This window comes from Spirillospora sp. NPDC000708, from assembly GCF_040299565.1.
In the GTDB taxonomy this organism is placed as follows: Bacteria; Actinomycetota; Actinomycetes; order Streptosporangiales; family Streptosporangiaceae; genus Spirillospora.
In genome coordinates this window covers 12,988-27,063 of record NZ_JBEPCJ010000117.1, presented here as the reverse complement: position 1 = coordinate 27,063, position 14,076 = coordinate 12,988, and the positions used below count along the sequence as shown (strand labels likewise).

Below are 14,076 nucleotides of genomic sequence, written 5' to 3'. Positions count from 1 at the left end.
GCGCCCGGCGGCGCCGCGGGCGGAGCACCGCACCCACACCCCAGGGGAGTCGAGCATGCCCAGAAGCAGGACACGAGGCGGGCCCCGCGCGGGCACCGACGACGCCGGAGCCGGCCCCCCGGTCCCGCCGGCCGTCGCCCGCGGCCGCGCCGCCCGCGCCGGCGTCGGCGCGATCTTCTTCTCGAACGGAGCCGCCTTCGCCACCTGGGCCTCGCGGGTGCCCGACGTCCGGGACGCGCTGGACCTCACCCCCGGCGGCCTGTCGGTGGCGCTCACCGGGCTGGCCGCCGGGGCCTTAGCCGGGCTGCCGCTGGCCGGCCTGCTGGTCGCCCGGATCGGCAGCCGGCGCATCCTCGCCGGGGCCGGCATCTACCTCGGCGCGCTCCCGCTCGTCGGGCTGGCGCCGCAACTGCTGTGCCTGACCGGCGCGCTCACCTTCTTCGCCATCACCAACAGCTGCGTGGACGTCGCCATGAACACCCAGGGCGCGCTGGCCGAGCGGCTCAGCGCCCGCCCCCTCATGGGCGGGTTCCACGCGAGGTTCAGCCTCGGCGGCGTCACCGGCGCGGCGGCCGGCGGGCTGGCCGTGCACTCCGGGCTGAGCCCGGAGACGCACTTCATGCTGGCCGCCGTGCTGCTGACCACCCTCTGCCTCGTCGCGACCGCGTTCCTGCCGCCCGACCCGCCGGGGTCGGACAGACCCGGGCTCGCGCTCGTCCGCCCCGGTCGCGGCGTGTGGACGCCCGGCCTCGTCGCCTTCTGCGCCCTGATGGGGGAGGGCACCGTGAACGACTGGGGGTCGATCTACCTGCGCGACGTCGCCGGAGCGCCGACCTGGCTCGCCGCCGCCGGGTTCGCGGTGTTCTCGGCCGGGATGGTGACCGGCCGGCTCGTCGCCGACCGGATCCGCGCCGGCACCGGCTCGCACCGGTACCTGTTCGGCTGCGCGGCCCTCGCCGCGTCCGGCGCCGTCCTCGCCCTCGCCCTCCCGTTCACCTGGACGAGCCTGGCCGGGTACGCGCTGATCGGGCTCGGGCTCGCCGCCGTCGTCCCCGTCACCTACAGCCACCTGGCGCGGCGGACGCCCGGATCGCCCGGGCCCGCCATCGCCGCCGCGTCCACCATCGGCTACGTCGGGTTCCTGGCCGGGCCGCCGATCATCGGGGCGCTCAACCACGCCGCCGGGCTGCACGCGGTGATGGTGGTCTTCCTCGTCCTGATGATCATCGTGGTCGCCCTCGCGCCGCGCCTGCGCGACGAGCTCGCCGAGTAGCCGGCTCCGTAGAGTGGGCAGCGCCTCGTCCCCGACCGAAAGGCGTGCGCCATGTCCCTGGCCGTCTGCGTGTTCTGCTCCTCCAGCACCAAGATCGACCGGCGGTACGTCGACCTCGCCGCCGAGGTCGGGGACGAGCTGGCCCGGCGCGGGCACAGCCTGGTGAGCGGCGGCGGCCGGGTGTCCTGCATGGGCGCCGTCGCCCGCGCCGCCCGGGCCGGCGGCGCCCGCACCGTCGGGGTGATCCCCGAGGGGCTGGTCAGCGTCGAGCTCTCCGACGACGACAGCGACGAGCTGATCGTCACGCCCGACATGCGGACCCGCAAGGGCGAGATGGACAGGCGCAGCGACGCCTTCCTGGTGCTGCCCGGCGGCATCGGCACCCTGGAGGAGCTGTTCGAGATCTGGACCGCCCGGACGCTCGGCATGCACGACAAGGCCGTGGTGATCCTCGACCCGACCGGCGTGTACGAGCCGCTCCGCGAGCTGATGAAGGGCCTCACCGAGCAGGGGTTCGCCCGCCCGAAGATCTGGGACGCGATCGGCTGGTCGTCCTCCGTGCCGGAGGCGTTCGACCTGCTGGAACGCTCCCAGCCGAAGATCGGGATGAGCTTCGAGGACTACGCCGAGGCCGAGCTCTGACCCGCCCGCCCGCGCGTCCCCCACGGCAGCGTGGGGGACGCTTTCGGCGCGGCGGACGCCGGAAAAGACCAAGATTGTCCTGGGGGTTTGCCATCCGGCAGGTGATCGTTCACCCCCGGTTCAGCACCGGCCGCGACGCTCCTGCGTGATCCCCTCACGTTGAAGGAGACCGCACCATGTCCGTGACCCGTCGCGGTGTCATGAAGGGCGGCGCCGCCGGCGCGCTGTCCATCGCCCTGGCCGGAAGCCTCGACTCCGTCTTCCAGACCTCCGCGGGCGCCGATACCGGAGAGGCCTACGGCTACGGCCCCCTGATCCCCGACCCCAAGGGCGTCCTCGACCTGCCCAAGGGCTTCTCCTACAAGACCTTGTCGACGGAGGGCGACCCGATCTCCGACGGCGTCGTCGTCCCCGGCCACCACGACGGCACGGCCACCTTCCCGGGCAGCAGGCCCGGCCGGACCCGGCTCGTCCGCAACCACGAGCAGAGCAACAACGGCACCCGCGCCGTCGCGCCCGCCGCCCTCACCTACGACCCGGCGGCCAACGGCGGCACCACCACGCTGGAGGTCGACAAGGACGGCGACCTGCTGTCGCAGTACGTCAGCCTCGCCGGGACGTCCACCAACTGCGCGGGCGGCCGCACCCCCTGGGGCACCTGGCTGACCTGCGAGGAGACCGAGGGCTTCACCGGCCAGACCAAGAGCCACGGCTGGGTCTTCGAGGTCGACCCGCACGGGCGGCGGACCGAGCCCGTCCCGCTGACGGGGCTGGGCCGGTTCGCCCACGAGGCCGTCGCCGTCGACCCCGACACCCTCACCGCGTACCTCACCGAGGACGCGCACGGTCCGTTCGGCCTGTTCTACCGGTTCCGCCCGCGCGCGCACCGCGGCGACTACCACGCCTACTTGCAGGGCGGACGGCTGGAGGCGATGAACGTCCGGGACGTCCCGGACCTGTCGGTCGTCCAGGAGCCCGGCACCAAGCTGCACTGCCGCTGGGTGGCCGTGCCGGACCCGTCGGCGAAGACCGAGTCGACCCGCATGCAGCTCGACGACGTCACCCGCAGCCAGAAGCTGGAAGGCGCCTGGTGGGGCCACGGCAAGGCGTACTTCGTCTGCTCCTACTCCCACAAGGCCGACGGCGGCGCCGCCGAGCACGCCGGCCAGGTCTGGACCTACGACCCGCGCAAGAACGAGATCGAGCTGCAGCTGGTGTTCAAGCCGGGCGGCAGGTTCGACGGCCCGGACAACATCACCGTCTCCCCGTACGGCGGCGGCGTGATGCTGGCCGAGGACGGCGACGGCGACCAGCACCTCGTCGGCACCACCAAGGCCGGCAAGCCGTTCGCGATGGCCCGCAACGCCCTCAACGGCAGCGAGTTCACCGGCGTCACGTTCTCCCCGGACGGCAGGATCCTCTTCGCCAACCGGCAGGAGGGCCCCGGCGTCACCTTCGCGATCACCGGTCCCTGGCACAAGCTCCGCGCCTGAGCCGGCGGGGCTGCGGCGGCCTGGGCGAGGCCGCGGCGGATCAGGCGGGGCCGCCGCGGGCTAGGCGAGGCCGCGGCGGGCGACCGCCGGGGGGCGGGTGCCGCGGATCGCGGCGACCATGTCGAGGACCTGGCGCACCCCGTCCGCCTGCGACGGCGGCACCCGGAACACGCTCGCCCCCAGCCACGCGTAGACGGACGCGGCGGCCATCAGCCCGGGATCGGGCTCCGCCGCGTCCGACTCCAGCGCCACCATGACGGCGCCGGACGGCCCGGCCCGCTCGACCAGCTCGCTCACCCGGGCCGCCGGGGGCGCCGTGCCCGCGTCCACGGTCCCGTCCGGCGCCCGCTCCGGCCCCGTCAGGATCAGGCCGTCGCGCGACCCGGCGCGCTCCTCGTGCAACCCCATGCGCCCAAGCGTGGCACGATCAGGGGTGCGGAGTCGTGAGGAGATCGGAGCGAGATGTTGGTCGTGGTCTTCGTGCTGGCGGGCCTGGCCGTGCTGGGCTCCGTCGTCGTCCTCGCGATGGGCCGGGGCGGCGAGCTGACCGAGACCCATCCCGACCATCCGCCGCTGCCGCTCGGCGACGGCCGGTACGTCACGCCCCGGACGGTCCTCTCGCTCCGGCTGCCCCGCGCGTTCTGGGGCTACCAGGCGCCCGTGGCGGACCAGGCGTTCCGCGACCTCGCCCGCGCCCTCGCCGAGCGCGACGCCCGCGTGGCCGACCTGGAGCGGCAGGTCGACGACCTGCGCCGCGGCGCGACGGTGGCGCCCGAGCCGGAGCGGATCGGCGCGCTGCACGGCCTGCAGGACCCGCACTTCCCCGAGCAGGAGGCCCCGCCGATCCGGCTGCGCGAGGACGGCGAGCCGCAGGACGAGGGGGACGACGACCCGGAATCGGGCAAGGACGGGCCATGGGACATTCCGTGAGCGAGGTCGCCGTCCACGCCGAGGCGCTCTCCGACGCACCGCCGAAGCGGGTCTTCGAGGTCCTCACCGACTGGCCGAGGCACGCCGACTGGATGCCGTTCACCCGCGCCGAGGGCGGCCGCGAGGTCGGCGCCGAGCTGAGGGCGTGGACGGGCGTCGGCCCCGTCGGCTTCCTCGACACCATGGTCATCACCGGCTGGCGGGCCGGGCGGCTCGTCGCCGTCCGGCACACCGGGCGGCTCGTGCGCGGGGAGGCCCGGTTCGAGGTGCTCCCGTACGGGAAGGGCAGCCGCGTCGTGTGGGCGGAACGCGTCGACCTGCCGCTCGGTGTCCTCGGACGGGCCGGATGGCTGGTCCTCGGCCCCGTCGTGAAGGCGTTCATGCGCCTCGGGCTGCGGCGGCTCGCCGCGCTGGCGGCCGGCCCGTCCTGACCCGGCCTTCCCCGACCCGTGCCGTTCTGTCCGAGGCATGAGGTAGAACGGGCCGGTGAGCACCGCTATCCGAGGCGAGGACGGGCTGTCCCGCTGCCCGTGGGGGCTGTCGGCCCCCGACTACATCGCCTACCACGACGAGGAGTGGGGCCGTCCCGTCCGCGACGACCAGGGCCTTTACGAGCGGCTGTGCCTGGAGGCGTTCCAGTCGGGGCTGTCCTGGCTGACGATCCTGCGCAAGCGGGAGGGGTTCCGCGCGGCGTTCTGCGGCTTCGATCCCGAGAGGGTCGCCGCGTTCGGGCCGGACGACGTCGCGCGGCTGATGGCCGACGCGTCGATCGTCCGCAACCGCGCGAAGATCGACGCGGCGATCGCGAACGCGCGCGCCGCGCTCGACCTGCCCGGCGGCCTCGCCGCCACGGCCTGGCGCTTCGCCGACCCCGACGCCCCCGCGTACGCCGACACGTCCGACGTCCCCGCCTCCACCGACGGCTCGAAGGCCCTCGCCAAGGAGCTGAAGAAGCACGGCTTCCGGTTCGTCGGCCCCACCACCGCGTACGCCCTCATGCAGGCGTGCGGCCTCGTCGACGACCACCTGACGGGGTGCCATCGACGAGGCGCGTACACCTGACGGTCACTCGGCCTTGGCGGCCTCCAGGACGGGGATCGCGGAGGCCCGGCGGGCGGGGAGGGCCGAGGTGGCGAGGGTGACGGCGGCGGCGCCGGCGGCGACCAGGACGAACAGCCACCAGGGCGGGTCCGGGGTGAGGAACGAGCTGCCGGTCCCGGCGTGCAGGACGGCGACCGTGCCGACGGCGGCGCCGATGCCGAGGAGGCCGCCGAGCAGGACGACCGTGGCGGCCTCCCAGCGGACGATCGCCCGGATCTGCGTCACCGTCGCGCCGACGGCGCCGAGCAGGCCGAACTCGCGGGTCCGTTCGGCGACGCTCATCGAGACGGTGGTGGCCATCCCGAACAGCGACAGGACCAGCGACATCCCGATGAACCCGTAGATGACGCTCATGCCCTTGGTCATCGAGCCCGCGGCCCGCTCGACGTAGGCGTGCCGGTCCATGACCTCGACGCCGGGCAGGCCCGCGACCGCGCGCGACAGCGCGTCCGCCGACCCGCCGCTGACCAGGATCGCCTGGGCGGCGGCATCGGGGTCGAGGCGGTCCATGGTGGACGGTGCGACGAGCGCGCCGTCGGCGAACAGGTGGGACGGGTCGTGGTAGGCGCCCGCGACGGTGAGCGGGACGCGGCCCCGCGCGCCCGCGACCACGATCCGCTGGCCCTTGTGCAGGCCCTTCGCCTTCATGATCGCGGAGGTGAGCCCGATCCGCCCGTCCGGCAGGGCCGGCAGGTGCCCGCCGAGCCGGAGCACGGACGGCAGCGCGCCCTGGTCCACGCCGGTCACGGCGATGTAGAGCGAGTCGCTGTCGCCGTCGTGCGACTTCGGCTGGGGCGAGACGAGCTTGACCTGGGAGGCGGTGAGGGCGGCGGCGTGCGCGACGCCCGGGACGGCGGCGGCCTTCGCGGCGAGGTCGCGGGGCAGCGGCGCCGGTCCGTCGGCGGTCTTCCCGGTCGCGGCGATGGCGTGGTCGGCCCGCATCACCTGCCGTCCGGCCTCGTCGAAGCGGCCGTTCGCCGACATCACGATCATCGCGGTGGCGCCGACGAGGGCGACGCCGAGCATCAGCGACGAGGCGGCGGACGAGACGCGGCGCGGGCTGCGGGTGATCGTGGCGCGGGCGAGCCGTCCGGCCTCACCGCTGACGGCCATCCCGATCCGCCCGACCAGGCCGCCGAGGGGGCCGACGAAGAACGGCCCGAGCACGGCGAGGGCCGCGACGGTCGTCATGCAGCCCATCAGGATCAGCACCGCGATCCCGACGGTGCGGTCGGGTCCGGGCGGCTCCTCGGCGCGGATCGCCCAGACGGGGCCGAAGAACATCCACGCGCAGGCGAAGACCGCGAAGGCGCCGGCGAGGCGGGGCCAGCGGCGGCCGGTCGTGTCGGCGCTCGCCGCCCTGAGCGCCTGCATAGGGGAGATGCGCGCCGCCTTCCGGGCGGCCCGCCACGCGGCGAGCTGGGTGACGAGGATCCCGACGGCGGCCGGGACGGCGAGGGCGATCCAGCCGTACTGCGCGTCGGCGGCGGTGATGTCGAAGCCGTCCTGCGCGAACAGCCTGGTCAGCAGCTCGGAGACGGCGTAGCCGAGCAGGACGCCGCCGGCCGACGCGACGACGCCGAGGACGAGCGCCTCCAGCCGGATCAGCCGCTTGATCTGCCGCGGGGTGGCGCCGATCGCGCCGAGCAGCGCGAGCCGCCGGGTCCGCTGCCGGACGAGGGTGCCGAAGGTGTTGGACACCACGAACAGGCCGACGAACACCGCGACGGACGACAGCATCCCGATGGCGCCGCCGACGGACGCGCCGGCGCCCTGCAGGTCGGCGGACTGCGCGTGCCGGACGCCGCTCGCCGTCCGGACGGTCGCGGCGGAGCCGAACGCGCGGGTCAGCTCGCCGCGCAGCTTCGCGGGCGGCACGCCGGGGGCGGCCTTCACCCAGGCGGACTGCCAGGTCCCGGCGGGCAGCCCGGCGACCTGCTGGACCGTCGCGGGCGGCGCGAGGAGCAGGTCGCCGCTCGCGACGGCGCTGTGCCCCTGCACGGTGACGATGCCGACGACCTTCATCGTGAGGGCCTGCTTCGGCGTCATGACGGTCATCGTGTCGCCGGTGCCCAGCTTCCCGGCGCGGGCGGCGTGCCGGGTGACGGCGACCTCGCCGCCGGCGGCGGGCGCGCGCCCGGACTCCAGGTGGTACGGGTTGAGCGCGGCCTCGGACGTCCACGGCCGCAGCAGGGTCCGCGCCCCGGCCGGCGGCATGATCGTCTTGTGGCCGGCGCCGCTCGCGGTCACCGGGACGGACGCGTCCCCCGCCACGGCGGCGACGCCGGGCCGTCTCGCGACCCGCGCGAGCGCGACCCGGCCGTCCGGGACCGCGTACGGGTCGTCGGGGTCGACCGAGCCGCCCTGGACGAGCACGTCGGCGCGCGCGTACTCGCTCGCGTCGCTGCCGGAGACGGCCTCCTGCGCGCGCAGCGTGAACTGCAGCGAGCCCGCGATCAGACCGATGGAGAACAGCGCCGCGAGCATCGTGGCGGCCAGCCGCAGCCAGCCCTCGGCGAACGAGCGCCGCGCGATGAGCCACATGGGGATCAGCCGCCCATCCGGCGCATCACGGCGTGCACCTGGTCGATGGTCGGCCCGGCGAGCTCGTGGACGATCACGCCGTCGGCGAGGAACAGCACCCGGTCGGCGTGCGCGGCGGCGGCCGGGTCGTGCGTCACCATGACCACGGTCTGGCCGTAGGAGTCCACCGCCGAGCGCAGGAACCCCAGCACCTCGGCGCCGGAGCGCGAGTCGAGGTTGCCCGTCGGCTCGTCGGCGAACAGCACCTCCGGCCGGGTCAGCAGCGCCCGCGCGACCGCGACGCGCTGCTGCTGCCCGCCGGACAGCTCGCTCGGCCGGTGCCCGAGGCGCTCGCGCAGGCCCAGCGCGTCCACGACCGTGTCGAACCACCGCCGGTCCGTGCGGCGGTTCCCGAGCCGCCCGGTCAGCCGGATGTTCTCCTCCGCCGTCAGCATCGGCAGCAGGTTGAACGACTGGAACACGAACCCGAGCCGGTCGCGGCGCAGCTTGGTCAGCCGCGTGCGGGACAGCCCGGTGATCTCCACGCCGCCGATCAGCACCGAGCCGGACGTCACCGTGTCCAGCCCGGCCAGGCAGTGCAGGAAGGTCGACTTGCCGGAGCCGGAAGGCCCCATGATCGCGGTGAACTGCCCGCGCGCGAACGAGGCCGAGACGCCGCGCAGTGCGGTCACCGCGCCGTCGCCCGTCCCGTACGACTTGACCAGGCCGGACGCGACGGCGACGTGATCGCGGACCTGTCCCGCGGGCGGTGCGGCGGATGCTTGTGTCATGCCCTCAAGCCAACCGCCGCGGGCCCTCCGGCACATTGGCGCGCGCTCCAGAAACGGGGGTGGGGCTGTCCCCACCCCGCGCGCGCGTGGAGCCCCTAACGGCCCTCGAAGGCGGGCTTCTGCTTCTTCAGGAACGCCTCGGTCGCGTTCTGGTGGTCGGACGTCGCCGCGCACTCGTCCTGCAGCACGGCCTCGCGCTCCAGCGCGGACGCCAGGTCGTGCGTCGCCGCGTGGTCGAGCGCCTGCTTCACCGCCGCGTACGCCACGGTCGGGCCCGCCGCGAGGCGCCGCGCCAGCTCCACCGAGGCGGGAGCCAGCTCGTCCGCCGGGACGACCCGGTTGACCAGGCCGAGCTCCAGCGCCTCGGGCGCCTTCAGCGGGTCGCCGAGCAGCAGCAGCTCCGCCGCCTTCGACCGGCCGACCAGCCGCTGCAACGTCCACGACATGCCGCTGTCGGGCGCCAGGCCGATGCCGGTGAAGGCCGTCGCGAACCGCGCCGTGTCCGCGGCCACCGCGAGGTCGCAGGCGAACGCCAGCGCCGCGCCCGCGCCCGCCGCCACCCCGTTCACCGCCGCGACGACCGGCTTCGCCATCCCCGCGATCGCCAGCACGATCGGGTTGTAGTGCTTGGTCACGGTGCCGTCGAGCCCCCTGCCGGCCGCCAGGTTGTCGGCGTGCTCGCGCAGGTCCTGACCGGCGCAGAAGGCCCGTCCCGCGCCGGTGAGGATGACCGCGCGGGCCGACGCGTCCGCCGAGGCGCGCCGGACCGTCTCCAGCAGCGCGCCCTTCATCTCCGCCGTCAGCGAGTTCATCGCGTCCGGACGGTTCAGTGTGATAGTTCCCACACCGTCGGTCACGTCGTACAGCACGGTCTCGGACATGCGGCACCCTCCCGGTCCTCGGTAGATCTTCCCCGGCAACCATCGACGAACCGGGGCGCGGCGGGCAAGTGCCGTTCCGTTCCCGTGCACCCGGCGTGACCGTCCGGTGGGCTTCGGGCCGCTTCTTCCGCCTCGCTCCCGGTGACCGGGGCGATGCCGGTAGATCAGCGCCGGAGTGCCCCGTACGCCTGCAGTCTTCCGATCTGGAGGCTGATCGTTACCACTTCGCGCCCAGGAGACGAGATAATGGACCACTACTGATGACGCGGATGCGACAGGCGGCCACGCGGCCAACGGTGCCCGGAGGCTCCAAACGGCCCCAAGCGGGGCCTTTAGGCAGGAAGGGGATGCACGCATGGCGGCGATGAAGCCGCGGACGGGAGACGGTCCGCTCGAAGTGACCAAGGAGGGGCGCGGAATCGTCATGCGGGTCCCGCTCGAAGGCGGCGGCCGCCTTGTGGTCGAGCTCTCCGCCGACGAGGCCAAGGAGCTCGGCGAGGCCCTCAAGGGCGTCGTGGGCTGACGGCTCCGCCGTTCCCGGCTCTCCGGCGAAGGTCCCGGCGTGCTCGCCGGGACCGTCGCCGTTCCCGTACACCGCACATCCGGTAAAAGCTCAGCTCAGGGGGGATCCGTCGCCATGCCCATCGAGACCCGCATCCACGGCGCCGGCGGCACCGTGACCGGCACCGCGGTCGACCTCGAGGCGGAGGCGGTGGCGGTCCCCGTCCGCTCCGGCCCGGTCGCCCCGGACGCCGAGGTCGCGAAGTCCCTGCCGTTCACCCTGGACGAGCTGCTGGCGCTGCACGGCGCCAAGGGCGAGGCGGGCGAGATCGTCGCCGCGCCCGTCCAGGTCGGCGGCAAGGTCCGCGAGCTGCTGCTGTACGGGGTGGGCGAGGCGGCCCCCGCGGAGCTGCGCAAGGCCGGCGCGGCCCTCGCGCGGCGCGGCCGCGGCCGCACGGCCCTCGTCGCGGGGGTCCCCTCCGGCGACCTCGCCGCCTTCGTCGAGGGCGCCCTGCTCGCCTCCTACGAGTTCCGGATCGGCGCCGCCGCGCCCAAGGGCCCGCTCGGCACCCTCGCCGTGCTGACCGAGGCCGGCCCCGACGCGGACGCGCCCGCGATCGAGCGCGGCACCGCGCGGGCCCGCGCCACCGCCCTCGCCCGCGACCTCACCAACACCCCGTCCGGCGAGAAGGACCCGTCCTGGCTCGCCGCCCGCGCCGAGGAGGTCGCCCGCGAGGCGGGCCTCACCGTCCGGGTCCGGGACGAGAAGGAGCTGGTCGAGGGCGGGTTCGGCGGCCTGCTGGCGGTGGGCTCCGGCTCCGTCCGCCCGCCGCGCCTGATCGAGCTGTCCTACACCCCCGACGGGACGCCCGACCGGCACGTCGTGCTCGTCGGCAAGGGGATCACGTTCGACAGCGGCGGCCTGTCGCTCAAGCCGAACGACGGCATGAAGACCATGAAGACCGACATGGCGGGCGGCGGCGTGGTCATCGCCGTGATGAGCGCGCTGCGCGGCCTCGGCGTCCGCGCCCGCGTCACCGGCCTGGTCGCCGCCGCGGAGAACATGCCGTCCGGCGGCTCCATGCGGCCCGGCGACGTCATCGCCCACTACGGCGGCAAGACCTCCGAGGTGCTGAACACCGACGCCGAGGGGCGGCTCGTCCTCGCCGACGCCCTCGCCTACGCCGACGCCGAGCTCGACCCCGACGCGGTCGTGGACGTCGCGACCCTCACCGGCGCCGCCAAGGTCGCGCTGGGACTGCGGCACGGCGCGCTGTTCAGCAACGACGACGCCCTCGCCGAGGCCCTGACGGCGGCCGGGGCCGCGGCGGGCGAGCCGCTGTGGCGGCTGCCGCTCGTCGACGACTACCGCGAGGCGATCGAGTCGGACGTCGCCGACGTCAGCAACATGGGCCGCGGCGGCTTCAACGGCGGCGCGATCGCGGCGGCGCTGTTCCTGCGCGAGTTCGTCGGCGACCGCACCTGGGCCCACCTGGACATCGCCGGCCCGGGCCGCGCCACCTCCGACGACGCCGAGATCACCCGCGGCGCCACCGGCTACGGCACCCGCCTCCTCCTCGACTGGCTCACCGCCTGACCCGAGCCGGCGGGCGGCGCGGCGCCGTCCCGGGGCCGCGCGTCAGCGGGTGCGGCGGTCGATGACGGGCACGCGGCGGCGCCGCCGGGCCTCCTTGACGATCTTGGGGAGGGCCGCGTCCCAGCCGGGGCCGACCGCGAAGCACCACGGCACCGCCGCCGCCGTCGCCGGGACGTCCCGCATCGTCAGCGCCACCAGGACGGGCCGGTCGGACGTGCGTGCCATCTCCGCCAGCTCCTGCGTCGGCAGGAACACCACATAGTCCTGCTCGCCGCGGCGGGTGCCGGGGACGCCCCGGCGCAGCGCCGTGATCGCCGCCACCTCGTCCCAGGGCAGCAGCCGCCCGGCCCGGCGCGGCAGCGGCCAGCGCGCCGGCCGCCGCACCCCCGAGGCGTCCAGCTCCAGGACGGGACGGCGCGCGACCAGCCCGCCGAGCGACACGGCCAGGCCCGCGCCGAACAGCAGGAAGCCCGCGACGCCGATGACCATGAACGTGATGCTGCCGACGCCCGCGCCGCGGATCACGCCGCCCGTGACGAACCCGATCGACGCCACGAACAGGATCAGGAACGCGGCGAGCCGCCAGACCGCCCGCCACGTCACGCGGTCGCGGACCGCGAACACCTCGCCGGGCACGTCCCGCCCCGCGTCCGCCGGCCCCTCAGCGGCGTCGGCTTCGTCCGCCTGGCGTTCCACTCCGGTCACCGGTCGCTTCCCTTCTGGGGGGACGACCCCCCAGACCCCCCGGAAAGGCCGACTGACCGGCGACCTCCGTTCCGCTGGCGCTCCACTCCGGTCACCGGTCAGTCGCGCTTCACCGCGCACAGCAGGCCGTCGCCCACCGGGACCAGCAGGGGGACGAGCCGCTCGTCCTCGCGGACCGCCCGGTGCACCTCGCGGATCGCCTCGGTCTCGGGGTCGCGGGCGTCCGGGTCGGCGACGCGGTGCTGCCACAGCGCGTTGTCGAACGCGACGACGCCGCCCGGCCGCAGCAGCCGCAGCGCCGCCGACAGGTACTCCGGGTACTCGTACTTCGCCGCGTCGCAGAAGACCATGTCGTAGGCGCCGTCGGTGAGCCGCGGCAGCACCTCCAGCGCCGGACCGATGATCATCCGGGTGCGGAACGCGGACAGGCCCGCCTCGCGGTAGGCGAGCTTCGCCAGCCGCTGGTGCTCGGGCTCGATGTCGACGCTGGTCAGCACCGCGTCCTTCGGCATCCCCCGCATCAGGTACACGCCGGACACCCCGCAGCCCGAGCCGACCTCCACGACCGTCCGGGCGCCCAGCAGGGACGCCAGGAAGCGCAGCGCGGCGCCGCCCGCCGGGCCGATCGGGGTCGCGCCGATCTCGTGGCCGCGCCGCCGGGCCTCCAGCAGTGGCTCGTCTTCGGGGAGGTAATCCTCCACGTAGGCCAGGGTGGCCTGAATGGCGTCGATGGCTGCCTCCTCGCGGGACCCCCGCCTGGCTCATGCTGGAAAGACCATATCGCTGACCGGGAACCATCCGGAGTTCCAGCGCGTTGCAGCAGACGTAAGCACCCGCCGTCCGGTGGGTGGAACCACGAGCACCGAACCGGTCCAGAACCGCCCCAGCCCAGGCGAGACCGTGCCGTTCCAAGGCGAAGAGTCTTGGCTCACCAGAGAGGAACAGCCCGGCACCATGGGAGTCGCAGCACTGAGTTTTAGAGGCGCTGTGGGGGTCGGCCCCAGGCAGGGGCTGGGAAACGCCGCGCGTGAGAACGCCCCCGAGGCCGAATGGGCGCCGCCGTCATGGGACGAGGTCGTCCGCGAGCACTCCGCGCGCGTGTACCGGCTCGCCTACCGGCTCACCGGCAACCAGCACGACGCGGAGGACCTCACGCAGGAGGTCTTCGTCCGCGTGTTCCGCTCGCTGTCGAACTACACGCCCGGCACGTTCGAGGGCTGGCTGCACCGGATCACCACGAACCTGTTCCTCGACATGGCGCGGCGCCGCCAGCGCATCCGCTTCGAGGGACTCGCCGACGACGCCGCCGAGCGGCTGCAGGGCCGCGAGCCCACGCCCGCTCAGGCGTTCGACGACACCAACTTCGACGCCGACGTGCAGGCGGCGCTGGACGCGCTGGCCCCCGAGTACCGCGCGGCCGTCGTGCTGTGCGACATCGAGGGCCTGTCCTACGAGGAGATCTCCGCCACGCTGGGCGTCAAGCTCGGCACCGTGCGGAGCCGCATCCACCGGGGGCGGGCGCAGCTGCGGGCCGCGCTGGAGCACCGGGCACCGACCCGGCGCCGTCCCGGGACGCGCAACGACTGGCAGGCCACCGAGGCCGTCGCAGAGGCCGCCGCGGTGGGGGAGCGGGCCGATG

Annotated in this window: 14 protein-coding genes and 1 pseudogene; 9 read left to right on the top strand and 6 right to left on the bottom strand. The window is 74.8% G+C overall.

All coding sequences use genetic code 11. The features are described 5' to 3' along the window. The 3 genes from ABT299_RS46670 to ABT299_RS46660 form a co-directional block, all read left to right on the top strand. A partial coding sequence (locus tag ABT299_RS46670) for an MFS transporter (protein WP_500254739.1) occupies positions 1-1,273 on the top strand: 1,273 nt, incomplete at its 5' end. A 51-nt stretch (positions 1,274-1,324) separates the two neighbouring features. After that, complete coding sequence (locus ABT299_RS46665) at positions 1,325-1,915, top strand: LOG family protein (RefSeq protein WP_387029897.1); 591 nt, start codon at positions 1,325-1,327, stop codon at positions 1,913-1,915. Between the two features lie 176 nt (positions 1,916-2,091). After that, complete coding sequence (locus ABT299_RS46660; RefSeq protein WP_190867221.1) at positions 2,092-3,408, top strand: alkaline phosphatase PhoX; 1,317 nt, start codon at positions 2,092-2,094, stop codon at positions 3,406-3,408. 60 nt (positions 3,409-3,468) lie between these two features. Here ABT299_RS46660 and ABT299_RS46655 read toward each other — a convergent pair whose 3' ends face one another. After that, complete coding sequence (locus tag ABT299_RS46655; RefSeq protein WP_241756453.1) at positions 3,469-3,816, bottom strand: hypothetical protein; 348 nt, start codon at positions 3,814-3,816, stop codon at positions 3,469-3,471. Positions 3,817-3,870: 54 nt separating this feature from the next. On the opposite strand from ABT299_RS46655, the gene ABT299_RS46650 reads away from it, so the two are divergent. The 3 genes from ABT299_RS46650 to ABT299_RS46640 are packed head-to-tail and all read left to right on the top strand — an operon-like array spanning position 3,871 to position 5,400. Next, entirely contained in the window at positions 3,871-4,338 is a 468-nt protein-coding gene (locus tag ABT299_RS46650; protein WP_190867223.1) for a hypothetical protein, read from the top strand. Next, positions 4,323-4,769 (top strand): SRPBCC family protein, encoded by a 447-nt coding sequence (locus tag ABT299_RS46645; protein ID WP_190867225.1) that lies wholly within the window; start codon positions 4,323-4,325, stop codon positions 4,767-4,769. The genes ABT299_RS46650 and ABT299_RS46645 overlap by 16 nt, the downstream gene beginning before the upstream one ends. 55 nt (positions 4,770-4,824) lie before the next feature. Continuing rightward, on the top strand, positions 4,825-5,400 hold the full coding sequence (locus ABT299_RS46640; protein ID WP_500254738.1) for a DNA-3-methyladenine glycosylase I: 576 nt from the start codon (positions 4,825-4,827) through the stop codon (positions 5,398-5,400). Positions 5,401-5,403: 3 nt separating this feature from the next. Here the strand turns inward: ABT299_RS46640 and ABT299_RS46635 are convergent, their stop codons facing one another. The 3 genes from ABT299_RS46635 to ABT299_RS46625 form a co-directional block, all read right to left on the bottom strand. Beyond that, entirely contained in the window at positions 5,404-7,983 is a 2,580-nt protein-coding gene (locus tag ABT299_RS46635; protein WP_500254737.1) for an FtsX-like permease family protein, read from the bottom strand. A gap of 5 nt (positions 7,984-7,988) precedes the next feature. Next, the gene (locus ABT299_RS46630) at positions 7,989-8,753 is read right to left on the bottom strand and encodes an ABC transporter ATP-binding protein (RefSeq protein ID WP_500254736.1); all 765 of its coding nucleotides are present in this window, start codon (positions 8,751-8,753) and stop codon (positions 7,989-7,991) included. A gap of 95 nt (positions 8,754-8,848) precedes the next feature. After that, positions 8,849-9,634, bottom strand: coding sequence for an enoyl-CoA hydratase-related protein (locus ABT299_RS46625; RefSeq protein WP_190867231.1), 786 nt, complete (start codon positions 9,632-9,634; stop codon positions 8,849-8,851). A gap of 355 nt (positions 9,635-9,989) precedes the next feature. On the opposite strand from ABT299_RS46625, the gene ABT299_RS46620 reads away from it, so the two are divergent. Both ABT299_RS46620 and ABT299_RS46615 read left to right on the top strand, forming a co-directional pair. Next, entirely contained in the window at positions 9,990-10,157 is a 168-nt protein-coding gene (locus ABT299_RS46620) for a DUF3117 domain-containing protein (RefSeq protein ID WP_083946426.1), read from the top strand. A gap of 114 nt (positions 10,158-10,271) precedes the next feature. Next, positions 10,272-11,732, top strand: coding sequence for a leucyl aminopeptidase (locus ABT299_RS46615; protein ID WP_190867232.1), 1,461 nt, complete (start codon positions 10,272-10,274; stop codon positions 11,730-11,732). Between the two features lie 42 nt (positions 11,733-11,774). Here ABT299_RS46615 and ABT299_RS46610 read toward each other — a convergent pair whose 3' ends face one another. Continuing rightward, the gene (locus ABT299_RS46610) at positions 11,775-12,437 is read right to left on the bottom strand and encodes a hypothetical protein (RefSeq protein WP_500254735.1); all 663 of its coding nucleotides are present in this window, start codon (positions 12,435-12,437) and stop codon (positions 11,775-11,777) included. 98 nt (positions 12,438-12,535) lie between these two features. After that, positions 12,536-13,138: a class I SAM-dependent methyltransferase gene (locus ABT299_RS46605; protein ID WP_190867233.1), complete on the bottom strand. Its 603-nt coding sequence runs from the start codon at positions 13,136-13,138 to the stop codon at positions 12,536-12,538. Positions 13,139-13,391: 253 nt separating this feature from the next. On the opposite strand from ABT299_RS46605, the pseudogene sigE reads away from it, so the two are divergent. After that, positions 13,392-13,997, top strand: a pseudogene (gene sigE / locus ABT299_RS46600) (RNA polymerase sigma factor SigE); the annotation flags it as partial. Positions 13,998-14,076 lie beyond the last annotated feature (79 nt).